Below are 26,815 nucleotides of genomic sequence, written 5' to 3' on the forward strand. Positions count from 1 at the left end.
GACCCAGGGTGTCCGACTACACCATGACGATCGACGGCGAGGCCGTCTCCGCGCCGGACACGTTCGGGGTGGTCAATCCCGCCACGGGCGAGGTGGCCGCGCAGGCCCCGGACTGCACGCGCGAGCAGCTCGACCGGGCCATGGCCGCCGCGCAGGCCGCGCTGCCGGGCTGGCGCGGCGACGAGGCGGCCCGCCGCAAGGCGCTGCATGCCGCCGCGGACCTGCTGTTCGCCCGGTCGGAGGAGCTCGGCCGGATCATCACCCTGGAGCAGGGCAAGCCGCTCAAGGACGCCACCACCGAGGTGCTCGGCGCCGGGGTGTGGCTGAAGTACTTCGCCGACCTGGAGCTGCCCCGCGAGGTGATCCAGGACGACGACAACGCGCTGGTGGAGGTGGTGCGCCGCCCGCTGGGCGTGGTGGCCGCCATCACCCCGTGGAACTTCCCGCTGCTGCTGGCGATCTGGAAGCTGGCGCCCGCCCTGCTGGCCGGCAACACCGTGGTGCTCAAGCCGTCCCCGTTCACGCCGCTGTCCAGCCTGCGGCTCGGCGAGCTGCTGCGGGACGTGCTGCCGCCCGGCGTGGTCAACGTGGTGACCGGCGGCGACGAGCTGGGCGCCTGGATGACCGCGCACCCGACGCCCCGCAAGATCAGCTTCACCGGCAGCGTGGCCACCGGCAAGCGGGTGGCGGCGTCCGCCGCGCCCGACCTCAAGCGGGTCACCCTGGAGCTGGGCGGCAACGACCCGGCGATCCTGCTCGACGACGCCGACCCGGCCACCGTCGCCGACCGGCTGTTCGGCGCGGCGTTCGCCAACAACGGCCAGGTCTGCTCGGCGATCAAGCGGGTGTACGCGCCCGAGAGCCTCTACGACGACGTGGTGGAGGCGCTGGCCGCCAAGGCCCGCGCCGCCAAGGTCGGCGACGGCATGGCCGAGGGCGTCGAGTACGGCCCGGTCAACAACGCGCCGCAGTACGAGCGGGTCAAGGAGCTGGTCGCCGACGCGCTGTCGGGCGGCGCGCGCGCCGCGGCGGGCGGCCGCCCGGTCGACGGGCCCGGCTACTTCTTCGAGCCGACCATCCTGGCCGACCTGTCCGACGGCACCCGCATCGTGGACGAGGAGCAGTTCGGCCCGGCGCTGCCGGTGGTGAAGTACCGCGACCTGGACGAGGCGATCGCCCGCGCCAACGGCACCCACTTCGGCCTGTCCGGCTCGGTGTGGGGCGCCGACCCCGACCGCGCCGCCGACGTCGCCGCCCGGCTGGAGTGCGGCACCGCCTGGGTCAACACGCACCTGGCGCTCGCCCCCCACCAGCCGTTCGGCGGGTTCAAGTGGAGCGGCGTGGGCGTGGAGAACGGCCCGTGGGGCCTGTACGGGTTCACCGAGATCCAGGTGATCCACCGCGCCAAGCGCTGACCCTGCGACGGCGCCGCGCGTGCGGGGCTCCCGGGCGCACCGGGGGCCTCGCACCGTTTCATCCGCCTATGCGGTGAACAGGGTTTCGCTGCAAGATAGTGACCTTTCGATACCTGGTGGGTACCTGCCCGGATGCGAGACTCTCTGCCCGGGATGTGAACGACGCCGAGCAGGTGGAGGGCCGCATGCAGACGTGGGACGTCATGCGCCAGGACGACGACGGCAGCGAGTTCCGCGTCGCCGCCCACGACTCGCGGATAGCGGCCCTGGCGCAGGTGCTGGCCCTGCAGAGCGGCACGCCGGACGGGCGGGTGTACCGGGTGTCCGGCCCGCCCGGGCCGGCCGTGCGCACCAACCGCGACCTGTACCTGCACTTTTTGCACCTGGGGCAGGAGGCACGCGCGGCGTCCTGGTCGCTGCCGGCGTTCCTGCGGGCGCTGTGGAAGGTCAGCACCCCGCTCAGCGACCGCGAGTCCCTCTCCCCCGACGAGGTCGCGGCCATGTTCTCCGCCGCGGCCACCACCCCGCCGCCCGACTACGACCCGGCGTGGAGCACCGCGGACCTGTCGCTGCCGGGCGGCGAACCGCGCGGCCACGCCGACTGGGAACGCGTCATCCTGTCCCAGCTCGCCGACCTGGAGGACTTCCTGGCCGCGCCGCCCGGCCCGCACGCCCGCTTCGGCGTGGACGCGCCGCGCCCGCCCGGCGGCGGCCGCCGCGCCACCCCGGCCCGCTGGTACAACTTCGACCTGGCGACCTACCTGGAGTGCGCGGTCGCCGGAAGCCTCGGCGGCTGGGACGCCGCCGACGGCGCCCGCGTCCCGCTGCCCGCCGGCTCCGGCGACCCGCCGGCCCGCTCGTACGTGCGCCCCCTGACCTCCATGTCCTGGGCGGACCTGGCCCGCATCGCCGTCTGCGGGCAGGTCTACGAGTAGCCGCCGGGCGGATCGCCGGGGGCGGATGCGACAATGGCGCCGTGCAGGGCAGGCAGGTCGTCGTCGAGGACGCCGGCGGATGGCGGCGCGTCTTTGCGCCGCCCCACCCGGTGCTGCGCCCGTTCCTCCGCCGGTACGAGGGCTTCTGGGACTACGGTTCCGGCCCCGGCACCGTGCGGACCCTCCCCCTGCCCACCGCCGTCGTGATCGTCAACCTGGGCGCGCCGCTGGAGCTGGACGTGCCCGGCGACGGGTCCGGCGGCCACACCTCGTTCGCGGCGGGCATGCAGGACGGCCACGGCGCCTACCGGCATGCGGGCCGGCTGCGCGGCGTCCAGCTCAACATCACCCCGCTCGGCGCCTACACGCTGTTCGGCGTCCCCATGGCGCGGCTGACCAACGCGGCCGTCGAGCTGGCCGACCTGCTGGGCCCGGGCACGGCGCCGTTCGTCGGCCGACTCGCCGAGACCCCCGCCTGGGCCGACCGGTTCGACCTGCTGGACGGGCTGCTGCTGCGCCGCCTGGACGCCGGCCCGTCCCCCGCCCCCGAGGTGCGCCGCGCCTTCGACCTGCTCGCCGCGTCCGGCGGCGCCGTCCCGGTGGCCGACCTCGCCGACGAGGTCGGGTGGAGCCGCAAGCACCTCAACGACCGGTTCAAGCAGCAGGTCGGCCTGCCGCCCAAGGTGATGAGCCGGGTCCTGCGCTTCCACCGCGCCCTGTGCATGATGATCCGCCGCCCGCGGCGCCCCTGGGCCGACGTCGCCCACGCCTGCGGCTACTACGACCAGCCCCACCTCATCCGCGAGTTCCGCGCCCTGGCGGGCTGCACCCCCACCGAGCTGCTCGCCGCGCGGACCGCCGCCGTGCCCCTGACCACCGCCATCCCCAACCCCTGACCGGGCATGGTTCCCCCGCGGCGGCGGCCGGGGCGACGATCGGAGTGTGCGTCTGGTGCTGCTCGGGGTCGGCACGGCGGGGTCGCCGCGGTTCGCGCCCGCCGGGCTGCTGGTCGAGTACGGGCGCACGCACGTCGGGTTCGACGGCGGTCCGGGTTCGGAGCCGCCGGAGACCGTCCAGGCGTGGCTGGTGCGCCGCCGGGACGGCCCCGGCTACCTCCGGCTGTGCCGGATCGCCGCCGACAGCGGCATGCCGCGCCCGTCCGTCGCGTCGTTCAGGCACGGGGCGCTGCGCGTGGAGCCGCTGCCGCTCGCCGGGGACGCGCCGGTCGGCTACCGGATAGCGGCGGGCCGCCGCACGGCGGTCTGGGCGCCCGAATGCCGGGGGCTGCCGCTGTGGGCCGAGGACGCCGACCTGGTCTTCGCCGGGACGCCCGCAATGCGGCGGACCGTCGAGGCGGCACGGCGGCTGTCGGTGCGCAGGCTCGTCTTCGTCCACCTGGACGAGCAGGCGTGCGCGGCGATGGACTCGGGCAGGGCTCCCCCGTTCGGCGAGTGGGGCGTGGAGGGCGGCCGGTACCACCTGTGACGGCCGCGATGCCGCGCCCTGGCGACTTCACCCGCCATGGGCGGCCACGGCCTCGAAGACCTCCATGTCGGCGTCCCAGTCGGTGCCGGGGCGGGGCCAGTGCACGGCGATGTCGGTGAAGCCGAGCTCGGCGTAGACCCCGGCGAGGTCTGCGAACGCCTGCGGCGACCGCAGCCACGGCTCGCCGGTGAAGCCGGTCACGAACAGCCGCCGCAGCCCGGCGGGGTCGCGTCCCTCGGCGGCGCACGCCTCGTCCAGGCGGGCGAGCTGGTCGCGCACGGTCGCGCGCGGGTCCTCGGCGCCGCCCGCGGTGGTGACCCACATGGCGCCGTACCGGGCGGCCAGCCGCATGCCGCGCGGGCCGGTGGCGGCGATCGCGAACGGCACCCGGGGCCGCTGCACGCAGCCGGGCTCGGTCAGCACCTCCCGCGCCGAGTAGAAGGTGCCGGTGAAGGTGGTCTCCGGGCCGCGCAGCACCAGGTCGAGCAGCCGCACCCACTCCTCGAACCGGGACGCGCGCTCCTGCGGCGACCAGTCGGGGCCGCCGAGGATGCCCGCGTCGGACCGGCGGTTGCCGCCGCCCGCGCCGATGCCGACGGTGAGCCGTCCCCCGCTGATGTGGTCGATCGTCTTGATCGCGTGCGCGGCGGGCACGGGATGCCGGAAGTTCGGCGAGGTGACGAGGGTGCCGAGCCGGATGCGGGAGGTGACGGCCGCGGCGGCCGCCAGCGTCGTGTACGCGTCGTGCCACGGGGTGGTGCCGCGCCAGGCGACATGGTCGTACACCCACGCGGTCGTGAACCCCAGCTCCTCGGCGCGCCGCCATGTCCGGCCCGCCTCCGGCCACGACTCGGTCGGCCACATCACCGTGCTGATCCGCGGTGCCGTCACCGGTGCTCCCCTCTCTGCGCCCCCGGTGATCATCCCATGCCGTCGCCGGCATCGGGTGGGCTCGACGCGGCGGCCGCGGCCGGAGGAGGCCGACAGGCCGGATCCGGTCCGGCGGGCAGGCCGCCCGCCGTCCTTCAGCGGCGGGCCTCGACGGCCGCGGCGACGGCGTCCACGAGGTGGGCGAGCTCGGTCTCCTCACCGCGGCGGGCCAGGATCGGCTCGGCCAGCTCCGGACGCACCGCCGCCAGGCCGGCTGCCGCCGACAGCAGGGCGCGGCGCACCTGCCGGTCGGGATGGCCGGCCAGCCGCTCGGCGACCTGCCGGTAGCGGGGGTCCTCCGGGCGGCGCCCGCCGGACTCGACGGCCGGCAGGTCGAACGCCGCCAGGCGGTTCAGCCCGCGGACGAGGTCGCGGGGCGCGGGCATGGGCTCGGCCAGCAGCCCCGCCAGGACCTCGTCCGCCGACACGGTCGGCAGCACGGCCGCGACCGCGGCGAACACCTCCTCGACGGGCTCCGCCGCCGCGCCCTCCGCCCCGACGTACCGGGCGCCCAGCTCGGTCGACTCCAGGTAGACGACGCGGACCGCGTCGCCGGCGCGCCAGACCTGCCGGCCCGTCTCAAAGAACCCGGGGGGCCTTTCGTCGACGCGGATCCAGCCGCGTGCGGCCGCCAGGGCCTCCAGCGCCTCCCGGTCGGCGTGGTCGGCCGGCACCGCGCCGCGTTCGCAGCCGAACGTCTCGGTCACTCCTCGTCCTCCCCGTCCGGGTCGTCCCAGGTCTCCACCGGGTTCCCCGCGCCGTCCACCATGACCGGGTCGGCGCCGAAGTCGTCTGCGAAGACGTTGAAGGCGTCCGCGGCGGGCCGGTCGAGCCGCTCCTCGATCTGCGCCAGCAGCTGTGGGTCGGTCTCGCTCAGCGCGAGCTCCTGCAGCAGGAACCGGTAGTTGTACCAGCCGGCGATCTGCACCAGGTGGCGGCGCAGGCCGGGCTCGGGCCGGCCGGCGTACTCGCGCAGCCGCATGGTGCGGCGCAGGTCGCCGTGCCACAGCGCCGCCCGGATGCGCAGCGCGCCGCCGACGTGCGTGTCGAGCTCCATCTCGTCGGGGTCGACCAGGTCGTCCTCGGCGCAGTAGTCGAACCCGGTGAGCGCGCCCACCACGTCCAGGGGGAGGTCGAGGGGGAAGCCCTCCTCGTGCGTGTCGTTGAGCCGCCGCACCACCGCCTGGTGGGACTTGGGCGAGGGCCGGTACCGCACGGCCGCGCACACGATGCCCTGCGTGTGGATCTCGAACGACAGGTAGGACCGCGAGTGCAGGGTCCGCCATGTCATCGACGGGACGCGGCCGAGCCGCTGCCGCTTGTGCGCGCCGCCGCGGTCGGCGGCGGGCGTGTCGAGGGGGCGGACGGGTCCGGCGTCGTCGGGCAGCGGGTCGTCCAGGTGGTCGCCGCCCCACGACTGCGGCTCGACGTACTGCACGAGCGCGAAGTAGCGGTCCAGGTCCGGGCCGTTGATCTCGACGAACGTGCCGTCGTAGACGTCGGGCACCAGCACCTCGTGCCGGAAGCCGAGGAAGCCGCGGGCGAAGGAGGTGAGCTCGGCGCGGCGCAGCGCGGGGCGGGGGAACACGCCCTCCAGCGCCTCGGCGACGCCGTCCGCGGTGGGCTCGACGGGGATCCACAGCCACGCCGGGTAGAACGAGCCGAGCGCGCACCACAGCCGGTCGGGCTCGGACGGGTCGAGGTACCAGGCGGCCTCGACCTCGTACCCCATGCCGCGCCGCGGCACCGCCGGGCCGGTGCCCACCAGCACCTTCCCCTCGCGCAGCTCCGAATCGTCGTCGTCCAGGTGCTCCATGCTCACGGTGCCGGGCGACTCGCGGCCGTCGGCGTCGCCGTGCGCGTCGGCGGGCTCCCACTGGTCGGGGGCGCGCCAGTCGATGCCGAGCCGCTCCCCGACCGGGTCGCCGGTCAGGGCCGCCCACCATGCGGGGGGTTGGTTCATGGTTCTCGGGTGGTTCCTTCCGGGAGGGGTGCCGCGCGGAGGAGCGGCACCTCCCCCGTTCGACGATCACCGGGTGAACCTATCGACTGGCCGTCCCCCGCCGCCGGGCAATCCGGCAATTCGGCGGCGGGGCCCGTCTCCGGTACGGCCGGGTCTCAGGACAGCCGGGTCCCGGAGGTGGGGAGCACGACCTGGCCGGTGACGAACTCGCTCCACAGCCCGAAGCGCAGCCTGGTGCCCGGGCGCGCGGTCGTCTCGGCGAAGCCGACCGTCCGGCCGCCGCGCACCGTGGTGGCGCCGAACGACAGCTCGAAGCGGGACGTGCCCAGCCGGTCCTGCGGGGGCGTGGGGGTGGGCGGCAGGATCTCGTCCAGGGCCCAGCGGTAGTCCCCGCGGTACGGGGCGGACACCGGTTCGAAGGTCTGCTCCAGGATCACGCCGGCCGCCGGGATCACCACGAGCACGCCGGGCAGCCTCCCGACCCTGGTGTTGAACGCCTGCACCTCGTAGCGGGAGCCGTCGAGGTAGGTGGCGCGGCCGCCGCCGATCCGTGAGCCGGGCGGGCAGGCGCCGGCACCCTTCTCCTCGATCGTCTCGTGGGCGCAGGTCGGGAACGCCTGCGGGTTGAAGCGGACCGAGCGGTCGAACAGGAACACGAAGCGGCGGGCCGCGGCAGGGACCTGCCCGGACGCGGTGCGGCTGTGCCGGTCGAACGCGATCGTGACGCTGCGGCCGGCGCCCTTGGTCGCCGTCACCGACAGCGTGTCGAGATTGCGCGGACCGTCCACGTCCGGCTCGTACGGCCGCTGCGGGCCGCCGGGCGCGGGGTCGGGCGGCGCGGTGCCGGCGACCGCCGGTCCGGCGGTCGCCGCGAGCACCGCGGCGGCGGCGATCCCGGTCAGAACGGGACGTCTCATGCGTGCCTCCCTGATCGACTGTGCGGGTCGGGCACAACCCGATCAAGAAAGACCGAAAGCCGGGATAAGCCGCCGCGGCCTCAGCCGGCCGGGGCGCCGGGCTCCGGCTCGGCGTCGGGAGCGGAGTCCGGTTCGGTGAGGGGCGGCAGCACCTCTTCCGGGAACTCCACCCCGGTCATCCCCGGCATCCGGTGGTCGGCCACCAGCACCGCCGTGTCGTCGCCGCGCAGCTTCAGCCCGCGCAGCGACGCCAGCGCCTGGGACCCCGACTCGGCCCGCACGATCCGGTACGTCCCGGCGTAGCGGCGCCGCAGGTCGCGCGCCACCGCCCGGGACACCCCGGATCGTCGTCGACCGTCATGATCACAGGTTTGGTCACGGCGCCGTCCCCTCGTTCTCGCCGTCTCCGGGAACCGTGCGGCCCCCGGGGCGCCGCTCGGGTCCACGCGGTGCGCCACCCCCGGTCGCCGCAGGTCGGAGCGCATCCGAAATCATCGGACCCATGACTTTTCGGGTGGCACTGGTCGGATATGGCACGGGGGGCGCGGTGTTCCACGCCCCGTTGATCTCCTCGGTCCCGGAGCTGCGGCTGGCGGCCGTGGTCACCCGCGACCCCGGACGTCAGCAGGCGGTCCGGTCGCGCTACCCCGACACCCGCGTGCTCGACAGCACCGACCGGCTCTGGGAGTCCACCGGCACCTACGACCTGGTGGTGATCGCCACGCCGAACCGGCAGCACGTCCCCCTCGCCCGCGCCGCGCTGACCTCGGGCATCCCCGTCGTGGTGGACAAGCCCGCGGCGACGTCGGCGGCCGAGGCCCGGTCCCTGGCCGCGCTGAGCGCGGTCCGCGGCCTGCCGGTCATCCCGTTCCACAACCGGCGCTGGGACGGCGACTTCCGCACCGTGCGCCGCCTGGTCGGCTCCGGCGCGCTCGGCCATGTGCTGCGGTTCGAGTCGCGGTTCGAACGCTGGCGGCCGCGGCCCAAGCCGGGCTGGAAGGAGAGCACCGACCCCCGCGACGCCGGCGGCATCCTCTACGACCTGGGCTCGCACCTGATCGACCAGGCGGTCCACCTGTTCGGACGGCCCCGGGAGGTCTACGCGGAGATCGACGTCCGCCGCCGCGACGCCTCGACCGCCGACGACGTGTTCGTGGCGCTCACCCACGACGACGGCGTGCGCTCCCACCTGTGGATGAGCGCGACCGCCGCCCAGCTGGGCCCCCGGTTCCGCGTGCTGGGCGACCGCGCCGCCTACACGGTGTCCGGCATGGACGTCCAGGAGGACGCCCTGCACCGGGGCCTGACCCCCCTGGACGCCGACTGGGGCGTGGCCCCGCCGCGGGCGTACGGCCGCCTCGGCACCCCCGGCGCCGAACGTGCCGAACCCACCGACCCCGGCGCCTACCAGGACTTCTACGCCGACGTGGTGCGTACCCTACGCGGCGAGGCACCGCCCCCGGTCACCCTCACCGACGCGATCACCGGCCTGGAGATCATCGAAGCGGCCGTCACCGCCGCCCGGGAATCCCGCGTCGTCTCCCTCAAGTAACCGCCGCGGCGAGCCGGCCGAACGGCGGAACGTCACCCTGACCAGGTGCCGGTCACCCCGCGGGTGGCCGGCACCACCGCACTGGAACCAGACCAGAACCAGAGCCACCCGCCCGGGCAGCCCGCTGAAGCAGCCCCAGCACCGCGCCGGGCGACGCTCCACCTCCCGCCCTTCGGGTTACGCCCCCGTCCCGAGACGCGTTGAACCACCACCCGCAACCAGCACCCCGTACAGCCGCTCGATGCCGCGCACCGCGCGGTGCACCGGGTGACCGACTCCGCCACGCCACAACCGGACCGAAAACCCCGGCCACCCGCCTCGAGCGGCCCCGCGGAGGCGCAGCGGGCCCATCGCGCGTCGGACGACGAACGCCACCCAGCGGTCAGGCCGCGGCGACCCGTACCACGCCCGGACGCTCCAGGCCGGCGCCAGCGATCAGCGGCGGGCGGCGCGGTGGTCAGAGCACCGAGACGTGCACGTGGTCGTAGTGGTTCTGGGTGATGCTGCCGCGGTCCTCCATCTGCCGCCAGCCGCCGCTGCTGCGGGTGTCCCAGATGCGCTGCTTCCAGATGACGTACTTGACCCCGTACCGGCTCGCGTTGTCGATGACGAACTGGGCCACCCGGTCGCCGTGCGCCTGCGCGGACGCGCTCGGCATCCGCCCCGCCGTGCTTTCCATGAAGTCGCACGCCCGGCCCGAGCCGTGGTCCTGCGGGTCGCCCCCGCGATAGCAGCCGATCGTCGGGAACGGGCCGAACTTGCTGTCGATGACCTGCATGAGCGTGCGCATCCTGGCGGTCATCGTGTTGCCGACGATCGGCGACTTGGTGCCGGTCGCACCGTCGGGCCGCCCCGCCGTGGTGCCGCCCGAGGAGCTCGACGGCTGCTCCGGCTTGTACTTGGCGAGCAGCTTCTTCACCCGCGCGCGCTGGGACTCCAGGTCCTCCACCTCTTTGCGGACCTGCGCCACCTTGGCTTCGGCGTTCTTGCGCGACTGCTCGGCCTTGGCCGCCAGGGTCTGCAGGTTCTTGATGCGCAGGTCGTTGCTGCGGGCCAGGTGCTCCACCACGGCGGCGTCGCGGATGGCGGCGCCCGGGTCGTCCGCCGTCACCATCGCCATGGTGTCCATGCGCCCGGTCATGTACGAGGTGGCGGCCAGGCGACTGACGTCGCCGCGCCGGGTCTGGTACTCCTCGGACAGCCGCTCGGCGTCCTGGGCGGCCTGCTGCGCGGCCTCCTTGGCCTCCTCCAGGGTGATCAGCTCGCCCCGGTACTCCTTGGCCAGCGCGTCCGCCCGCTTGCGCAGCTTGGCCAGTTCGGTCGTGGAGTTCTTCGGCTCCGTTGGAGCCGCGACGCCGGGGGCCGCGGGGAGCGCCGCCGTCACCGCCAGCGCGAACGCCACGGCCAGACACCGCCGCGCCGCTGTCCGTCCGCCGCCGGATCGCCGCTTCCGGTCGAGGGGATGGTGGGCCGCCACAGAACTCTCCTTAGAGACCGTCAGAAGATTGGCGGCACGCTACCACAAACCCCCAATTGCTCCCGCCCCATCCAACAAACACTTAGCGTCACACAGAAACTACAAAGCGCCCATAACGATAAGATCACCGACTCCTCCGAAGTTGACGTCTACCCAGGTCAGAGCCGTGTTCGGCACGGAGTTCCCGCTCTCCGCCAGAGATTTCCACATTCGCCGCCTCTCCGCGGTAGCACATCGTGATAAACACCTCACCACCCAGAACAACCCCGTTATGAATCCCCCGACACCGGATACGCGCCGAACGGCGACATCGACGCCCCCACGCGCGCCCACCGCACCACCACCGCCGGGGTATCCGACACCATGAGCCCGGCCACCGTTCAACGCAAATGCACCCGACGAGAACCGATCGGCGCACTCATCACGCCGGCGGACTCGTCGGACCGGCAGGCTTGTCGGGCCGGTGAATCCGGCGGGCCGACGAACCTGCGGTCCGGCGAACCTGCGGTCCGGCGAACCTGCGGTCCGGCGAACTTGGCGGGCCGGTGAACCTGCGGTCCGGTGAGCCTTCGGGCCGACGAACCTACGGGCCAGCGAACCTGCAGGCCAGCGAATCTACGGGCCGGTGAACCTGCAGGCCGACGAACCTACGGACCGACGAACCTACGGGCCAGCGAACCTGCAGACCGACGAACCTACGGACCGACGAACCTACGGGCCAGCGAACCTGCAGACCGACGAACCCGCGGGCCGACGAACCCGCGGGCCGACGAACCCGCGGGCCGACGAACCCGCGGGCCGACGAACCCGCGGGCCGACGAACCCGCGGGCCGACGAACCTGCAGGCCAGCGAACCTACGGGCCGACGAACCTGCAGACCGACGAACCTGCAGACCGACGAACCCGCGGGCCGGTGAACCTGCAGGCCAGCGAACCTGCAGGCCAGCGAACCTACGGGCCAGCGAACCTGCAGGCCAGCGAACCTACGGGCCGACGAACCTGCAGGCCAGCGAACCTACGGGCCGACGAACCTGCAGGCCAGCGAACCCGCGGGCCGGCGAACCCGCGGGCCGGCGAATCTGCGGGGCGGTGGGCTTTTGGGGCGACGGGTTTGTCGGGTGGGGTGTGGTCGATGGCTGTTCGAGGCTTGCGAGTGGCGGAGAGGCCTGGGCTTGTGCCTTTCTGTCGGGAGGTGTCCGCCCGGGGAGTGACCAAGGCCTCCGCCCGTCGAGGGCGGGGGCCTTGGTCACAGGTCCACGAGTTCGTCCCAGCGGGGGGTGCGGAGAGCGGCCAGGAGCCGCATTCCGGCCTCGGCGGGGGTGCGGTCGCCCTTGCGGTTGTTGCACCTGCCGCAGGCCAGGACGGTGTTCCCCCAGGTGTCGCCGCCGCCGCGGGACCGCGGCACCACGTGGTCGATGGTGTCGCCGCGGCGGCCGCAGTAGCCGCACCGCCCGCGGTCGCGCAGATAGACGCCGCGCTTGCTCCACGGCGGGCGCCTGCCGTGCCGCCAGCGCATGACCACGTACTTGACCAGGCGCAGGACGCGCGGCACCGGGAAAGGGCCGATGGTGCGGTCCTCCTCGGCCTCCTCCACGACGGCCACGCCGCGCACGAGCATGCGGATGGCGTGCCGCACGTTGACACGCTGCAGCGGCTCGTACGAGGCATTCAGCACGAGAACGGTCATCGGTCACCTCCTCGCCGCTCCTCCGCCAGGGTACGAACCTGGATATCCGCATTGACGCTGCGGCGTTCTGCCACCGAACTACAGAGGAATGGGCCGGGAATTCACTGTGTTTCCGGGATTTCCGGATGTCGTCAAGGGTGCCGATCGGGGTCGCGGGCGGGCAACGCATTTTCCGGCGGGTCGGGCTCGGGCACGGGCCGGACCGACAGCAGCTTGGGCAGGCCGCGTCCGGGTCCGTCGTCCCACCAGTCGGCGCCGCGGCCCGTCGCGGCGGCCTCCAGGGCGGAGCCGCAGCCGTGGCAGCCGCCGGTGGCGGGCGACAGGCGCACCATGAAACGTCCGGCGGGGGCCGGGCGGGCGCCCCAGAAACGCGGCAGGTCGGCTCCGTCCACGAGCAGCGTGCCCGGCATGGTTCCGGTGCTGCGCCGGGAGAACAGCCGGAAGGCCAGGACGCGCAGGAGATTGACGGCGGTGAGCAGGTGGCCGAGCGGGACGTCCCGCGCGACCAGTTCGGGCAGGCCGAACCGGTGCAGGCCCCAGGTGTCGGCGCGGACGAGCCTGCGGTCGCCGGCGACGAACACCCCGATCCACTGGTCGCCGAGGACGAACCGCTCGCGCTCGGTCGGCGAGGTGTGGACGACCTGGCAGGAGTCGACGTCGACGACGAGGCCGCCGGCGGCCGCCGCGAGCAGGCGGGCCGCCTGCCGCGCCGCCTGGGCGTACCGCGGGGCGTCGTCCGGCGCGCCCCGGACGTGCACCAGCAGGTGGTGCCGCGCTTTCTTCAACCGCTCCAGGCGGCCGGAGGCGCCGCCCAGACAGGCGAGCCAGCCGGCCTCGGGGCGGTGTTCGCGCAGCGTCAGCACCGACCGGGCGTGCAGTTCACGTGCGAGGGCGGCCGGGCCGCCGCCGGTGTCGGCCAGGACAGCGGACAGGTCGGCGGACAGGGGTTCGTCGGTGGACACCAGGAAGCGGGAGGCGACCGTCTCCGGGGGTCCCGGGGGGAGCGAAGTCATGCGTCCAGGCTGGCGCGGCCCCCGGACACGAGGCGACAGAATCCCGTTCTGTGGATAACCGCCGGGTCAGAGCGACGGGAGGTCGGCGGCGGAGGCCTGGTACTCCCGCGACTCCCGCTGGCGGCGGAACCCCAGCTCCTCGTTGACGGCCAGCATGTGCACGTTGTCGCCGGAGTTGTCGGTCTCGATCTCGCGGACCTCGGGACGCTCCCGGCGCAGCCACTGCAGCATGGCAGCCTTGACCCAGATGCCGATGCGCCGCCCCCGGTGCTCGGGCACCACCGCGGTGTCGTACTGGGCGGCCCGTTCCGGGCTCTCCGCGGAGACCACCACCTCGGTGAACCCCGCGATCCCGTCGCCCTGGACGGCGGCGACGGTGTAGAGGTCGTCGCCGCGCTTGGCGACGAGCTCGGCCATCTCGCGGACGCGGTCGGCGTCCCACGGCAGCCCCTCGTAGGCGGACATGTCGGCCATGGCGTGCTTGGCGCGGGCCAGCGCGAGCGCGTGCTCGTCGGGGGCGGCGCCTCGCCAGCGCACGAGCCGGTATCCGGGCGGTCCGGAGGCGACGAGCTGCTCCACGCGGCGGACGGGGACGTCGTCCAGACGCAGCAGCAGCCCGCGCAGGGTCAGCACGCACTCGAACCCGTGCGACTCCAGGAAGGGGATCGCGGGGGTGCCCGCCATGACCTGGGCGATCACGCTGGTGCGGCCGTCGGCGCGCATCCCCTCGGCGGCGAAGGCCAGCAGCCGCGTGCCGATGCCGCGGCGGCGCCGGTCGGGGCGGACCTGGATGTCGATCTCCGCTGGACGGTCGGCGCCCGGCCCGCCGGGCAGCCGCAGTTCGGCGACGCCGACCATCTCGCCGCCGTCCACGGCGGCCCACAGCCGCCGCCCGGGGGCGCGCAGCCGGGCGGCCGTCTGCTCGGGGTCCGGTGCGGGCTCGTCGCGCAGGTCGGCGGCGTGCGCGGCGGCCAGGACCGCGTGCCAGCGCCGGATCTCCCCCTGGGCCGGATCATCGAGCGCGATGACGTCCATCAGCCTTTTGTACCGGATCCCGGAGCGCTGCAGGCCCCGCCCGTCCCAACCCATCCCCTTGGAATGCGGTTCGGTACGCCGGCCGCTCCCCGGGCGGCGGACACCCGGCCGTCTGCCGCGCATCGCGGTCGCCGGCGCCGTTCGAGGCGATCCGGACCGGACGGTGAACCCTATCCCCCGCACGGCCTCGACGACCGAGGACGCCTCCGCCGGGCGCGCCGTGCGAAGACGGCACCCCGCGACCAGGCGGAGGACGCGCGGTCAGCGGGTGAAGGCGGACAGGATGCGCTCGGCGGCCAGGGCAGGGGTCAGCCGCCCCTCGGCCACCTCGCGTTCCAGTTCGGGGGCGATGGCGCGGACGGCGGGGTGGTCGCGCAGTTCGGTCAGCAGCCGGTCGTGCACCAGCTCCCACGTCCAGCCGACCTGCTGGCGTCGCCGGCGGGCCTCCAGTTCGCCGGAGGCCGCCAGGCGGTCCTGGTGCTCGACCAGGTGCCGCCAGATCTCGTCCAGGCCGCGGTTCTCACGGGCGCTGCACGTCAGGACGGGCACGGCGCGGGCGCGTTCGTCGCTGCGCAGCAGCCGCAGGGCGCCGGCGAGCTCGCGGGCGGCCTTGCGCGCCTCCATCTCGTGCGGGCCGTCGGCCTTGTTGACGGCGATGACGTCGGCCAGCTCCAGGACGCCCTTCTTGATGCCCTGCAGCTGGTCGCCGGTGCGGGCCAGGGTGAGGAACAGGAACGAGTCGACCATCTCCGCAACGGTCGTCTCGGACTGCCCGACCCCGACCGTCTCGACGAGCACCACGTCGTACCCGGCGGCCTCCATCACCACCATGGCCTCGCGGGTGGCCTTGGCGACGCCGCCGAGCGTGCCCGCCGTCGGCGAGGGGCGGATGAACGCCTGCGGGTCGGCGGCCAGCCGGTGCATGCGCGTCTTGTCGCCGAGGATGCTGCCGCCCGTGCGGGTGGACGACGGGTCGACGGCCAGCACGGCGACCTTGTGCCCGGCCCCGGTGAGGTTGGTGCCGAGCGCGTCGATGAACGTCGACTTGCCGACGCCGGGCACGCCGGTGATGCCGACCCGGCGGGCGCCGCCGGCGAACGGGGTCAGCTCCACCAGCAGCCGCTGCGCCAGGTCGCGGTGGTCGGGGCGGGTCGACTCCACGAGGGTGATCGCGCGGGCGATCCACGCCCGCGACCCCTTGCGCACGCCCGTGACGTACTCGTCCAGCCCGGGCAGGCCTCGCCGCCGGTTCCCGTCGCCGTTCACGCCGCCCGGTGTCCCAGCCGTGCCGACAGCTGCTCGAGCAGGTCGAGGGCGGCCTCGGCCAGCACGGTGCCGGGCGGGAAGATCGCCGACGCGCCCGCGGCGCGCAGCTCGTCGAAGTCCTGCGGCGGGATGACCCCGCCCACGACGATCATGATGTCGTCGCGGCCGAGGTCGGCCAGCGCCTCGCGCAGCGCGGGCACCAGCGTCAGGTGCCCGGCGGCCAGCGAGTTGACGCCGACGACGTGCACGTCGGCCTCGACGGCCTGGCGGGCGACCTCCTCGGGGGTCTGGAACAGCGGGCCCACGTCGACGTCGAAGCCCAGGTCGGCGAAGCCGGTGGCGATCACCTTCTGGCCGCGGTCGTGGCCGTCCTGGCCCATCTTGGCGACCAGGATGCGGGGCCGCCGGCCCTCGGCCGCGGCGAACGCGTCGGTCGCCTCGCGGGCCCGTTCGATGGCGCTCACGCGGCCTGCCTCCTCCCGGTACACGCCGGAAATGGTACGGATGTTGGCGGCATGGCGGCCGAACGCCCGCTCCAGCGCGTCGGAGATCTCCCCCACGGTCGCCTTGGCGCGGGCGGCGTCGACGGCCAGGGCGAGCAGGTTGCCCTCCAGGCCGGGGCCGCGGTCGCCGCGCACGGCGGCCTCGGCGGCGCGGGTCAGGGCGGCCAGGGCGGCGTCCACCTCCTCGGCCGACCGCTCCTCGCGCAGCCGCCGCAGCTTGTCGATCTGCTGGGCGCGCACCGCGGCGTTGTCGACCTTGAGGACCTCGATGTGCTCGTCGGCGTCGGGGCGGTACTTGTTGACGCCGATGACCGGCTGGCGGCCGGAGTCGATGCGCGCCTGGGTGCGGGCGGCGGCCTCCTCGATGCGCAGCTTGGGCAGCCCGTCGTCGATGGCCCGCGCCATGCCGCCGGCCGCCTCCACCTCGCGGATGTGGCCCCAGGCGCGCAGCGCCAGGTCGCGGGTGAGGCGTTCGACGTAGGCGCTGCCGCCCCACGGGTCGATGGTGCGGGTGGTGCCGGACTCCTGCTGCAGCAGCAGCTGGGTGTTGCGGGCGATGCGGGCGGAGAAGTCGGTGGGCAGCGCCAGCGCCTCGTCCAGGGCGTTGGTGTGCAGCGACTGGGTGTGGCCCTGGGTGGCGGCCATCGCCTCGATGCAGGTGCGCGCCACGTTGTTGAACACGTCCTGCGCGGTCAGCGACCAGCCGGAGGTCTGGCAGTGCGTGCGCAGGCTCAGCGACTTGGGGTTGGACGGCTCGAAGTCCCGGACGAGCCGCGCCCACAGCAGCCGCGCGGCGCGCAGCTTGGCGACCTCCATGAAGAAGTTCATGCCGATCGCCCAGAAGAACGACAGGCGGGGCGCGAACGCGTCGATGTCCAGCCCGGCGTCCAGCCCGGCGCGGATGTACTCGATCCCGTCGGCGAGGGTGTAGGCCAGCTCCAGGTCGGCCGTGGCCCCGGCCTCCTGGATGTGGTAGCCGGAGATCGAGATCGAGTTGAACTTCGGCATCCGCCGGGAGGTGTAGGCGAAGATGTCGGAGATGATCCGCATCGACGGCCCGGGCGGGTAGATGTAGGTGTTGCGGACCATGAACTCCTTGAGGATGTCGTTCTGGATGGTCCCGGCGAGCCGCTCGGGCGGCACCCCCTGCTCCTCGGCGGCGACGATGTACAGCGCCATCACCGGCAGCACCGCGCCGTTCATGGTCATCGACACGCTCATCCGGTCGAGGGGGATCCCGTCGAACAGCCGGCGCATGTCGTAGATGGAGTCGATCGCCACGCCCGCCATGCCGACGTCGCCCTGCACGCGCGGGTGGTCGGAGTCGTAGCCGCGGTGGGTGGCCAGGTCGAACGCGACCGACAGGCCCTTCTGCCCGGCGGCCAGGTTGCGGCGGTAGAAGGCGTTGGACTCCTCGGCCGTGGAGAACCCCGCGTACTGGCGGATGGTCCACGGCTGGGTGGCGTACATGGCGGGGTACGGGCCGCGCAGGTACGGGGCGATGCCGGGGTAGGTGTCGAGGAAGTCCACGTCGGCCAGGTCGTCGGCGGTGTAGAGCGGCCGGACGGCGATGCCCTCGGGGGTCTCCCAGGGCCGGGCGTCGGGGTCCTGCCCCGTCGCCTCGGCCGCCGCCCGCCACCGCTTGGCGGCCTCGTCGGCGGGGACGGGGGCGCCGAGCTCGACCTCGGAGAAGTCGGGGATCATCAGTTCACTCCCAGATCGCCGAGGGTGGTCTCCAGGACGTCCACGGCGTCGCAGCCGGCGAAGATCCTGGCATCCACCCCGTCAAAGGAACCCTTACCCGCGAGCCACACCTTCAAGGCGCCCGCGTCCCTGAGCGTCCGCGCGGCGTCGGCGGCCCGCTCCTCGTACAGCGCGTCGCTGGAGCACAGGCACGCCACGGTGGTGCCGCTGGCGGCGAACTCCTCCGGGGGCCCGGCGACGGTCTCGATCCCGCCGGCCTGGAACAGGTTGGCGGCGAACGTGGCGCGCGCGGTGTGCGCGGCGACCGGGCCGAGCGTCGCAAGGAACACCCTGGGGCGGGCCCCGGTGCGTTCGGCGTGCGCGTCGGCGCGGTCGCGCAGGGCCTCGAAGTCCTGGGCGTACCGTACGACCGGCAGCCCGCCCCCCGGGGCGTCGGGGATGGGCGCGGGGTCACGCTCGGGCAGCTCCTCGTCCAGGTTGGGGAACTCGCTGACACCGGTGAGGGGGGCCTTGCGGCGGGCGATGTCGCGGCGGCGGCGCTCCCAGGTGGCGGCGAGCCGCTCGGCCACCATGCCCGACTCCAGGGCGGCGGCCGGCCCCCCGGCCTTCTCGATCCGGGTGAACCAGTCCCAGGCGGCCTGCGCCAGGTCCTCGGTGAGGCGTTCGACGTACCAGGAGCCCCCGGCGGGGTCGACGACGCGCGCCAGGCTGGACTCCTCCAGCAGCAGCGTCTGGGTGTTGCGGGCGATGCGCCGGGAGAAGTCGTCGGGCAGCCCCAGGCGGGCGTCGAACGGCTGGACGGTGACCGCGTCCGCTCCCCCGACCCCGGCCGCGAACGCCGCGACGGTGGTGCGCAGCATGTTCACCCACGGGTCGCGGCGGGTCATCATCGGCGAGGACGTCACCGCGTGCAGCCGCGCCACGGCCTCCTCCGCCCCGCACACCTGCGCGATCCTCGTCCACAGGCGGCGCGCGGCGCGCAGCTTGGCGATGGACATGAACTGGTCGGCGGTGACGGCCAGGCGGAACTCCAGCTGCCCGAAGGCGGTGCCGACGTCCAGTCCGGCGTCGGTGAGAGACCGCAGGTAGGCGACGGCGGCGGCCATCGCGCCGCCCAGCTCCTCGGCGTCGCTCCCCCCGGCGTCGTGGTAGACGGTCGCGTCGACCGTGATCGCCCGCAGGCGCGGGAACTCGCGGGCGCACCGCACCGCCAGCTGCGCCGCGGGTTCCAGGGGGGCCGCGACGCCGGTGCGGGCGGTCAACCCCAGCGGGTCGGCGCCCAGGTTGCCCAGCGCCTCGCCGGCCTGGCCGCGTTCGGCCACGAGCCCGAGGAAGGACTCGGCGGCTTCGGCGGTCTGCGCGCCGGCGTCCAGGACCACGGGCGCCAGGTGCAGGTGGACGTCGCGGAGCACCTCCGGCAGCGCCGCCACGGGCACTCCGTGGCCGCCCAGCGCCAGCCATACGGAGGTGGCGCCGTTCTCCAGGTCGGCGAGGACGGCCCGCCGGGTCGTCTCGGGGTCCGGGTGGGCGTGCCGCTGCCGCACGTCCCAGCCCGCCAGGCCCTCGCCGTCCGGCCGCACGTCGCGCACGGACGGCGCCAGCCCGGGGCGCCCCGGGACGGTGTCGTCCTTGGTGTAGAGGGGCGCGATGCGCACGCCGTCGTACGACTCTCGGGTGAGCAGGCCCTCGACCTCGCTCAGGGGCGTCTCGTCGGTGGCGGCGCCGGACTTGCGCAGCACCGTTCGGACCATCTCCCGCCACCGGTCCCGCTGGACCGGGGGGAAGACGGCGGCCAGTTCCAGTTCCTCAGGCGGCACCGTCATGCCCTGGATGGTAAGCGAGCGCCTACCCCCGGAAACGCGCGGGGGGCGTCCTGCGCGTTTCCGGGTGCAGGCGCCGTGTCCGCGGCGGAACCGGACGCCGCGGAGCCGCCGCGGAAAGGCACCCCGGAGCACGCTCCGGGCGTGGCGTTGCTAGTGTTCAGCGTCGTAGTACGTCCCTGATCGAAGGTCTGAGAGAGAAGAGACGCATGTCGAGTGGGAGCCACGCCGGACGGCCGAAGTCGTGGGCCGCGGTGGCGGTGATCTTCATCGGTTTCATCGTCGGCGGGGTCGCGCTCGCCATGGGGCCGAACTGGCCCGTGTTCCTCGTCGGCGCGGGCATCGTGGTGCTCGGCGGCATCATCGCCTTCGCCGTGGACATCATGAGCGACGTGGTCGTCGACGACCGCAGCCGCTGACCGGCCGCCGAACGGGACTGCGCCGACCGGCCCCGGCCGGCACGTGAGCCGCCCCCGTCCTCCCGCCTCGCGGGCTGGGCGGGGGCGGTCGCATGAGGGGGCGCTCCCGTACCTGCGGGCGACGCCCCGCGGCGTCACCCGCAACGGACCGAGCAGCGGTGGCCGGCCGGTCAGCGGGCGAAGGCGAAGGCTGCGCCCGAGGCGATCGCGGCGGCCAGGACCGCGACGACCACCAGCGTCGGCAGCGGCCGTTTCCGCCGCGGCGGCTGCGCGCGGCGGACGGCGCGGCGGGTCGCCCGGGTCGGGGTCGGCGACGGGCGCTCGGCCGCGGCGGGCGGCTCGGCCGCGGGGCGGGGTGGCCGCGTTGTCGCGGACGCCGGTCGGGTGGCCGGTGATGATGCTCGCGGCCGCCTTGGGACGGGCGTCGGTGTCGCCGTCGGTGCCGGTGTCGCCGTCGGTGTCGCCGTCGGTGTCGCCGTCGGTGGGGGTGTCGGGCGCCGGGTGGGTGAGGGCGTCGGCGGCGGAGGTGGTTCGGGCGGCTCGGGCTCCGGCGGCTCGGGCTTCGGCGGCCTGGGGGGTTTCGGCGGCCTGGGTGGTTTCGGGGGCTCAGGAGGCGGCGGGCATGGCCAGTCTCCGATCCCGGCCTGGACGGTCAGGCCGCCGAGTTGGATGCAGACGCCGAGGCCGGGCGGGTCGTGCGGCGGATGCGGATGCCGGACCCGCGCCGCCGCGGGGAGGGCGACCACGGCCTCGGCGGTGCGGGCCGGAGCCCAGCGGCCATGGTGACGTGCCGGGACGGCGGCGCGATCGTCGGTGCGGGCCGGGCGGGCGTCGGCGGTGCACGTCAGAGCCGCCAGGGCTCCGGCCAGCAGCAGCGCGGCGGCGCGCACGGTCAGCCGCCTCCCGGGATGCGGTCCAGTTCAGGCAGCAGGTCGGTGAAGGCGTCGGGGCCCACGGCCAGGCCGCCGGTGAAGGCGTGCTGGATGTCGAACGTCAGGTAGACGCCCAGGCCGAGCATCGCCGCCATCAGCGCCAGCGGCACGATGGTCATGCCGCGCGGGCGGGCGCCGGCCAGGAACGGGAAGAGCACGACGGCGATGCCGGTGCCCACCGTGGTGACCAGCAGGCCCGGCGGCGGGGCGGCCTTGGCGTCCATGGCGCGCAGGCGGCGCGCGGCGGTGATCTCCTCGAGCCGGTCGGCGACGGCGTCACGGTCGTCGGCGGCCTGGTCGTCGGCGGCGGGCAGCGTCATGACCTCGCGCCGCAAGGCCTCCAGGCGCCGCCAGCCCTCCGGGCTGAGCCGCCCGTCGGCCATCATCCGCCACTCGCGGCCCCGCACCAGGCCGACGTATTCGCGCAGCCCGGTCTGGACGCGCGCGGCGGCCGGGGCGGGCAGCCGGGTGGCGGCCCAGTAGGCCTCGGCGATCGCCTGGCTCTCGGTGCAGGTGTTGGCGCGGGCGGCGTCGCTGGTGGTCCACGGCACGACGATGGCGATGGCGAACGCCAGCAGGAACAGCGCCGACAGCATCGCCCCGGTGTGCCCGCCGGTGGGGCCGTCGGGCTGGGCGTCGTCGGTGAGCCGGTCCAGCCGCCGGAACAGCAGTGCCGCGATCACCACCACGCCGATCGCGCATATCCCGGCCGCGAAATAGAAGAGCATCCCCGTCTCCCACCGTGCACCACCCGAACCGATTCATGACCTTGCGTGTGACTTCTATCACTGTCGGTAGAGGAAGGTGAGATGTCGGAGCGCGGTCAATGACTGGCGCGACGGAAAGGGATGTGTGCGCCTTGAGTCACAGGAGCGCCGCAGAGGGTGATGACCAGCGCGAATGGACCGTCCCCGAACGGGTACACCGGAGTGTCACGAAAAAAGCGGGGGATCAGGAGCGGATCATGAGGGGACGCGAGGACGCCCGCGCACCCGGGCCCGCCGCCACCGGCGAGGCGACCGCCGCGGAGAAGCAGACGACGACGCCGGCCGACACGCCGGAGCCGAAGCAGATGGCGGGCTCTCCCGGCGAGCCGCGCGGGCAGCGTCCGGAGGAGTTCAGCCCGGACGATTTCGAGTGAGCCGTGCCGCCGGCCCGCGAGCCGCACGGGCGCCCCGGCGGCCCGTCACCCCCAATGGATCTTTGTCCGCAAATGGCGATTAGTCACGTCTGAATCCTGACAAGAGTAGGGAACAACTGTAAGGACCAGGTCACTTCACGCCGCTGACCTGCGGAGTTATGGTCATAGTCCCTCTCCTCACCCAGGGGTTTCGGCCTCTCGCCCCCGGCCGCGGCCCCGCAGCGATCCCTGACGAGAGGGACCGAGGCCGCCGGGCCCCAAGGGAAAGCCACTCCCCTTGCACCGCCCCGGGCCCGGCTGCCTCTCAACTCGGTCGCGTTCCCGCAACGCGGCGAAACCGGAGCGCAAGGGATGAACGAAACGCCCGGCGAGGGGCACCGGGGCACCGAGGGGTTCCGGCTGGACGTGCTGCTGAGCGCGCTGCCCACGCCGAACGGGGCGGTGCCGCTGGCGCTGCTGGACGATCCCGACCGCACGCCCGCTGCCGGGTCGCACGGCCGGGAGCCGACCGGCGCGCTGGTCGCCGCGTGCCTGCGGGGCGGTCTCGGCCTCGCCACGGACGCGCCCGACCTGCACGTGCCGCTGGCCCCCGAGTGGAGCGCGTCGCTCGACCGCGACGGCACGTTCACCGTCCGGTCCCCGCTCGACCCTCCCGGGCGGCCGTTCTGCCGTGCCGAAAACGTCGCTGCGCCGCCCGGGTGGGCCGAGCGGGCCGCGGTCCTGGGCTACCTCATGGTGCTCGCCGGGACGATCGGCGTCGCGGACGGCCGGGGCGACTTCGAGGACCGGCTGCGCGGCGCCGCCGCCGAGGGAACGCTCGCGGCCGGAATCGTCCCGTACCGCCCCGGCTCCTGATCCCCTATCCGGAAGGGCGTTGGCGGGAAGGGCGTTCACTGCCCACCGGAGGCCAGCAGCCGCTCGAACGGGACCGGGTCCTCGTACGGGTCGGCGTCCCCGGCGCCCCGGCGGTCCCTCGCCGGCGGACGCGCGGCGACCAGCGACGCCAGTTCGCGCCCGGCCCGGGCGACGCGCTCGGTCAGCCCGTCCGCGCCGTCGGACCCGCCGGACCCCCAGTCCTGCGAGGCGGCGTAGACGGCCGTCGGCGCGACCGCGGCCCGCAGGTAGGCGAACATCGGCCGGACGGCGTGCTCCAGCACCAGCGAGTGGCGCGCCGTGCCGCCGGTGGCGCCGATCAGCACCGGCATGCCCTCCAGCGAACCGCGCTCCAGCAGGTCGAAGAACATCTTGAACAGGCCGCTGTAGGAGGCGTTGAAGACGGGCGTGACCGCGACCAGGCCGTCGGCGCCGGTCACCGTCTCCACGGCGTCGCGCAGCGCACCCGCCGCGAACCCGGTGAGCGCGGCGTCCACCATCCGGTGCGCGTGGTCGCGCAGCTCCACCGTGACGACTTCGGTGTCGGCGCCGAGGTCGCGCAGGGCGGCGGTCGCGGCGGCCGCGAGCCGGTCCGCCAGCAGCCGCGTCGAGGACGGCTGCCCCAGCCCGGCCGAGACCACCGCGACCGTCCGCCCGCCGGCCGGACGCGCCGTCATCGCGCGGCCTCCGCCTCGTCGGCCTTGGCGCGGGCCGCGGCGACGAGGGACGCGTGCGTGGGCGCCTCGGGGACGTGCGCGGGACGCAGCGCGGCGAACTCCTTGCGCAGCACCGGGACGACCTCCTCCCCCAGGATGTCCAGCTGCTCCAGGACGGTCTTGAGCGGCAGGCCCGCATGGTCCATCAGGAACAGCTGCCGCTGGTAGTCGCCGAAGTACTCGCGGAACTTCATGGTCCGGTCGATCACCTGCTGCGGGCTGCCGACGGTGAGCGGCGTCTGGGCCATGAAGTCCTCCAGCGACGGCCCGTGCCCGTACACCGGGGCGTTGTCGAAGTACGGCCGGAACTCGCGGACGGCGTCCTGGGAGTTCTTGCGCATGAACACCTGGCCGCCCAGGCCGACGATCGCCTGGTCGGCGCTGCCGTGCCCGTAGTGCTCGTAGCGCCGCCGGTACAGGCCGATCAGCCGCTGGAAGTGCTCTTTCGGCCAGAAGATGTTGTTGGCGAAGAAGCCGTCGCCGTAGTAGGCGGCCTGCTCGGCGATCTCCGGGCTGCGGATGGAGCCGTGCCAGACGAACGGCGGCACCCCGTCCAGCGGACGCGGGGTGGAGGTGAAGCCCTGCAGCGGCGTGCGGTGGCGCCCCTCCCAGTCGACCACGTCCTCGCGCCACAGCCGGTGCAGCAGGTGGTAGTTCTCGATCGCCAGCGAGATGCCGTCGCGGATGTCCTTGCCGAACCACGGGTACACGGGCGCGGTGTTGCCGCGGCCCAGCATCAGGTCGACCCGGCCGTCGGCCAGGTGCTGGAGCATCGCGTAGTCCTCGGCGATCTTCACCGGGTCGTTGGTGGTGATCAGCGTGGTGGCGGTCGACAGGATCAGCCGCTCCGTGCGCGCGGCGATGTACCCGAGCATCGTGGTCGGGGACGACGGGACGAACGGCGGGTTGTGGTGCTCGCCGGTGGCGAACACGTCCAGGCCGACCTCCTCGGCCTTCAGGGCGATCGCCACCATCGCCTTGATCCGCTCGTGCTCTGTCGGCGTCCGGCCGTTGGTGGGGTCGGGCGTGACGTCGCCGACGCTGAAGATCCCGAACTGCATGCCCCGACCTCTCAGCTTTATAGAACTTTCAACTATCTTACCGCGCGCGCGGCGCGGTCTTTTCATGATCCCGTAGGGCGGCGGGCAGGCCGCTGAACCGGGGGGCGCCCGGGCGCGTACCAGGGGGCGAGCGGCATGACCGACCGGGGAGGTCGCCGCCACGCTGGAAGGGGGTGGCCGGGTGGACGCGCCGGACGGCGGTCCACCCGGCCCGTCGCCCCGGCAGCGGTGTTCGATATCGCAGGCAGATCGCACGCAGCCGGACGGGGCGCGCACGGCCGGTCCTGCGCGCCGCTCACGGGCCGGGGCGGATCAGGCGTCGGCGAGCACGGCCTGGATCTCCAGCCCGACGGCGATGGAGTCGCCGAGGACGACCTTGTCGCCCTGCAGCGGGATGTTGAACTCGATGCCGAAGTCGCTGCGGCTGATGGAGGTGGTGGCGGTGAACCCGGCGCGGGTGCCGCCCCACGGGTCGCTGGACACGCCGTGGTACTCGGTGAGCAGCCGCACCGGCCGCGTGACGCCCCTGATGGTCAGGTCGCCGTCGACGTGGTAGCGCGGGAGGCGCGCCCGCCGTCCGACCTGCGCGCGCTCGGCATGGGTGCTGACGAAGGTCATGGACGGGTACGTCTCGACGTCCAGGATGTCGGCCGACCGCACGTGCGCGTCCCGTTCGGCGTTGCGGGTGTCCACGGACGCCAGCGCGATCTCGGCGACGGCGGTCGAGGCGAGCGGGTCCCGGCGGACCAGGATCTCGCCGCTGAACTCGGCGAAGCTGCCGCGGACGGTGGTCATGAGATGGCGGACCGCGAAGGTCACCTCCGAGTGCGCCGGATCGATGGTCCACCTTCCGGCGACCAGGTCCGGCGCTTCCGTCGCTTGAGCCACAAACCCCCCTAAAGGCGACAAAGCAGTCGGAGCACGTGAATGTACCGCAAGTTTGGTGCCCCGCCCCCTCCCGGGTCCGCGAATGCCCTGCTCAGCGCCCTCTGCGACCGGGTGAAACCGCCGCTTCGGTGACCGGCCGCCGCTCGAGGGAATGACCCGGGTGTGATCGGCGAACACGTGCTGGCCGGCTTCACCCCGGACGTCGGCGGCCGCGAGGCTTTGCAACTGGCCCGCGAGGTCGTGGCGCGCACCGGCGGACGGCTCACCGTGGCCGCCGTCCATCCGCCCGGCCGCCCCGCCGCCGCCGGCGAGGCCCACGCGCTCCTGGAACAGGTCGCGGCGCTGCTGGACGACCAGCCCGCCGAGTTCGTCGCCCACGAGAGCCGGGGCGTGGCACGGGGGCTGTCGGTCCTGGCCAGCAGGGCCGGCGCCGACGTCATCGTCATCGGGTCCCCCGCCGGGGGCGCGCGCGGCCGCATCGCGGTCGGCAGCACCGCCGACCACCTGCTGCACTCGGCCACGGAGGCGGTGATGCTGGCCCCCGCCGGATACGAGCGCCGCGAGGAACTCGACCGCATCACCGTCGCCTACGTCCGCCGCCCCCAGTGCGACGAGGCGGTCGTCCGGGCCGCCCAGGTCGCCGCCGCCCTCGGCATCCCGCTGCGGCTGCTCACCCTCGCCGTGGACGGCGACGAGGCCGAGCGGCTCCGCGACGACCTGGCCCTGGCGATCCGGCTGGCGCGCGGCTCCTCCGGCCTGGCCGCCGAGGCGGTCGAGGCCGAGCTGGGCGAGGGGGACGACATCGCCGACGCCCTGCACGACGCCGGCTGGAGCCGCGCCGAGCTGCTGGTCTGCGCCAGCAGCGAGGACGCCGCGGCCCACCGCGTCTTCCTCGGCGAGAACGCGCTGAAGGTGCTGCGCGCCGCACCGTGCCCCGTGGCGGTGCTCCCGAGGGGCTACACGTGACCCGACTCCGCCCGGTCAGGGGCACATAGTCCGGATCAACCGTTTTTCCGCCGCCGCTTGTCCATACCTCTTTACCTTCGCTACATTCCATCGAGACCAACACGTGACCTTGAAGCC

Annotated in this window: 25 protein-coding genes; 9 read left to right on the plus strand and 16 right to left on the minus strand. The window is 74.1% G+C overall.

Annotated features, from left to right (window positions below; translation table 11 throughout):
• Nucleotides 1-8: 8 nt before the first annotated feature.
• The 4 genes from QSK22_RS15220 to QSK22_RS15235 all read left to right on the plus strand — a co-directional run bounded on the left by QSK22_RS15220 (nt 9) and on the right by QSK22_RS15235 (nt 3,835).
• Complete coding sequence (locus QSK22_RS15220; RefSeq protein ID WP_285494806.1) at nt 9-1,415, plus strand: aldehyde dehydrogenase family protein; 1,407 nt, start codon at nt 9-11, stop codon at nt 1,413-1,415.
• A gap of 155 nt (nt 1,416-1,570) precedes the next feature.
• Nucleotides 1,571-2,350 carry a hypothetical protein gene (locus tag QSK22_RS15225; RefSeq protein WP_285494807.1) on the plus strand — a complete coding sequence of 260 codons (780 nt, stop codon included), beginning with the start codon at nt 1,571-1,573 and terminating at the stop codon, nt 2,348-2,350.
• A gap of 41 nt (nt 2,351-2,391) precedes the next feature.
• A complete protein-coding gene (locus tag QSK22_RS15230; RefSeq protein ID WP_285494808.1) occupies nt 2,392-3,246 on the plus strand; it encodes a helix-turn-helix domain-containing protein in 855 nt (284 codons plus the stop codon).
• Between the two features lie 46 nt (nt 3,247-3,292).
• The gene (locus QSK22_RS15235) at nt 3,293-3,835 is read left to right on the plus strand and encodes an MBL fold metallo-hydrolase (protein ID WP_285494809.1); all 543 of its coding nucleotides are present in this window, start codon (nt 3,293-3,295) and stop codon (nt 3,833-3,835) included.
• A 27-nt stretch (nt 3,836-3,862) separates the two neighbouring features.
• Here QSK22_RS15235 and QSK22_RS15240 read toward each other — a convergent pair whose 3' ends face one another.
• The 5 genes from QSK22_RS15240 to QSK22_RS15260 all read right to left on the minus strand — a co-directional run bounded on the left by QSK22_RS15240 (nt 3,863) and on the right by QSK22_RS15260 (nt 7,971).
• Nucleotides 3,863-4,726: an LLM class flavin-dependent oxidoreductase gene (locus QSK22_RS15240; RefSeq protein WP_285494810.1), complete on the minus strand. Its 864-nt coding sequence runs from the start codon at nt 4,724-4,726 to the stop codon at nt 3,863-3,865.
• A gap of 134 nt (nt 4,727-4,860) precedes the next feature.
• Nucleotides 4,861-5,472, minus strand: coding sequence for a hypothetical protein (locus QSK22_RS15245; RefSeq protein ID WP_285494811.1), 612 nt, complete (start codon nt 5,470-5,472; stop codon nt 4,861-4,863).
• Nucleotides 5,469-6,728, minus strand: a complete 1,260-nt coding sequence (locus tag QSK22_RS15250) for a hypothetical protein (RefSeq protein WP_285494812.1) — start codon at nt 6,726-6,728, stop codon at nt 5,469-5,471. Before QSK22_RS15250 ends, QSK22_RS15245 begins: the two co-directional genes overlap by 4 nt.
• Nucleotides 6,729-6,883: 155 nt before the next feature.
• Nucleotides 6,884-7,645, minus strand: coding sequence for a hypothetical protein (locus QSK22_RS15255; protein ID WP_285494813.1), 762 nt, complete (start codon nt 7,643-7,645; stop codon nt 6,884-6,886).
• An 80-nt stretch (nt 7,646-7,725) separates the two neighbouring features.
• Nucleotides 7,726-7,971, minus strand: coding sequence for a response regulator (locus QSK22_RS15260; RefSeq protein ID WP_285494814.1), 246 nt, complete (start codon nt 7,969-7,971; stop codon nt 7,726-7,728).
• Between the two features lie 176 nt (nt 7,972-8,147).
• Here QSK22_RS15260 and QSK22_RS15265 point away from each other — a divergent pair, with 176 nt between their 5' ends.
• Complete coding sequence (locus tag QSK22_RS15265; protein ID WP_285494815.1) at nt 8,148-9,197, plus strand: Gfo/Idh/MocA family oxidoreductase; 1,050 nt, start codon at nt 8,148-8,150, stop codon at nt 9,195-9,197.
• A 457-nt stretch (nt 9,198-9,654) separates the two neighbouring features.
• Here QSK22_RS15265 and QSK22_RS15270 read toward each other — a convergent pair whose 3' ends face one another.
• From QSK22_RS15270 to QSK22_RS15300, 7 genes are all read right to left on the minus strand, one after another.
• Complete coding sequence (locus tag QSK22_RS15270) at nt 9,655-10,599, minus strand: VldE C-terminal domain-containing protein (RefSeq protein WP_285494816.1); 945 nt, start codon at nt 10,597-10,599, stop codon at nt 9,655-9,657.
• A gap of 1,321 nt (nt 10,600-11,920) precedes the next feature.
• Nucleotides 11,921-12,361, minus strand: a complete 441-nt coding sequence (locus tag QSK22_RS15275) for an HNH endonuclease (protein WP_285494817.1) — start codon at nt 12,359-12,361, stop codon at nt 11,921-11,923.
• Between the two features lie 131 nt (nt 12,362-12,492).
• On the minus strand, nt 12,493-13,374 hold the full coding sequence (locus QSK22_RS15280; RefSeq protein WP_285494818.1) for a hypothetical protein: 882 nt from the start codon (nt 13,372-13,374) through the stop codon (nt 12,493-12,495).
• Between the two features lie 66 nt (nt 13,375-13,440).
• Nucleotides 13,441-14,409, minus strand: a complete 969-nt coding sequence (locus QSK22_RS15285) for a GNAT family N-acetyltransferase (RefSeq protein ID WP_285494819.1) — start codon at nt 14,407-14,409, stop codon at nt 13,441-13,443.
• Between the two features lie 261 nt (nt 14,410-14,670).
• A complete protein-coding gene (meaB, locus tag QSK22_RS15290) occupies nt 14,671-15,675 on the minus strand; it encodes a methylmalonyl Co-A mutase-associated GTPase MeaB (protein ID WP_502872312.1) in 1,005 nt (334 codons plus the stop codon).
• Complete coding sequence (gene scpA / locus QSK22_RS15295) at nt 15,672-17,882, minus strand: methylmalonyl-CoA mutase (RefSeq protein WP_285494820.1); 2,211 nt, start codon at nt 17,880-17,882, stop codon at nt 15,672-15,674. The genes meaB and scpA overlap by 4 nt, the downstream gene beginning before the upstream one ends.
• Nucleotides 17,882-19,705 carry a methylmalonyl-CoA mutase subunit beta gene (locus QSK22_RS15300; RefSeq protein WP_285494822.1) on the minus strand — a complete coding sequence of 608 codons (1,824 nt, stop codon included), beginning with the start codon at nt 19,703-19,705 and terminating at the stop codon, nt 17,882-17,884. Before QSK22_RS15300 ends, scpA begins: the two co-directional genes overlap by 1 nt.
• 206 nt (nt 19,706-19,911) lie before the next feature.
• Here QSK22_RS15300 and QSK22_RS15305 point away from each other — a divergent pair, with 206 nt between their 5' ends.
• Nucleotides 19,912-20,121 (plus strand): HGxxPAAW family protein, encoded by a 210-nt coding sequence (locus QSK22_RS15305; protein ID WP_285494823.1) that lies wholly within the window; start codon nt 19,912-19,914, stop codon nt 20,119-20,121.
• Nucleotides 20,122-21,013: 892 nt separating this feature from the next.
• Here QSK22_RS15305 and QSK22_RS15310 read toward each other — a convergent pair.
• Entirely contained in the window at nt 21,014-21,781 is a 768-nt protein-coding gene (locus tag QSK22_RS15310; protein WP_285494824.1) for a bestrophin-like domain, read from the minus strand.
• A 236-nt stretch (nt 21,782-22,017) separates the two neighbouring features.
• Here QSK22_RS15310 and QSK22_RS15315 point away from each other — a divergent pair, with 236 nt between their 5' ends.
• Both QSK22_RS15315 and QSK22_RS15320 read left to right on the plus strand, forming a co-directional pair.
• A complete protein-coding gene (locus tag QSK22_RS15315) occupies nt 22,018-22,194 on the plus strand; it encodes a hypothetical protein (RefSeq protein WP_285494825.1) in 177 nt (58 codons plus the stop codon).
• A gap of 351 nt (nt 22,195-22,545) precedes the next feature.
• Nucleotides 22,546-23,049, plus strand: coding sequence for a hypothetical protein (locus QSK22_RS15320; RefSeq protein WP_285494826.1), 504 nt, complete (start codon nt 22,546-22,548; stop codon nt 23,047-23,049).
• A 35-nt stretch (nt 23,050-23,084) separates the two neighbouring features.
• Here the strand turns inward: QSK22_RS15320 and QSK22_RS15325 are convergent, their stop codons facing one another.
• From QSK22_RS15325 to QSK22_RS15335, 3 genes are all read right to left on the minus strand, one after another.
• Nucleotides 23,085-23,744, minus strand: a complete 660-nt coding sequence (locus QSK22_RS15325) for a CE1759 family FMN reductase (RefSeq protein WP_285494827.1) — start codon at nt 23,742-23,744, stop codon at nt 23,085-23,087.
• The gene (locus tag QSK22_RS15330; protein WP_285494828.1) at nt 23,741-24,844 is read right to left on the minus strand and encodes an LLM class flavin-dependent oxidoreductase; all 1,104 of its coding nucleotides are present in this window, start codon (nt 24,842-24,844) and stop codon (nt 23,741-23,743) included. Before QSK22_RS15330 ends, QSK22_RS15325 begins: the two co-directional genes overlap by 4 nt.
• Before the next feature lie 312 nt (nt 24,845-25,156).
• Nucleotides 25,157-25,732 (minus strand): YceI family protein, encoded by a 576-nt coding sequence (locus tag QSK22_RS15335; protein WP_285494829.1) that lies wholly within the window; start codon nt 25,730-25,732, stop codon nt 25,157-25,159.
• A 162-nt stretch (nt 25,733-25,894) separates the two neighbouring features.
• Between QSK22_RS15335 and QSK22_RS15340 the strand changes: the two genes are divergently transcribed.
• Nucleotides 25,895-26,698, plus strand: a complete 804-nt coding sequence (locus QSK22_RS15340) for a universal stress protein (protein ID WP_285494830.1) — start codon at nt 25,895-25,897, stop codon at nt 26,696-26,698.
• Nucleotides 26,699-26,815 lie beyond the last annotated feature (117 nt).

The organism is Actinomadura sp. NBRC 104425, assembly GCF_030269545.1.
Classification (GTDB): Bacteria; Actinomycetota; Actinomycetes; order Streptosporangiales; family Streptosporangiaceae; genus Spirillospora; species Spirillospora keratinilytica.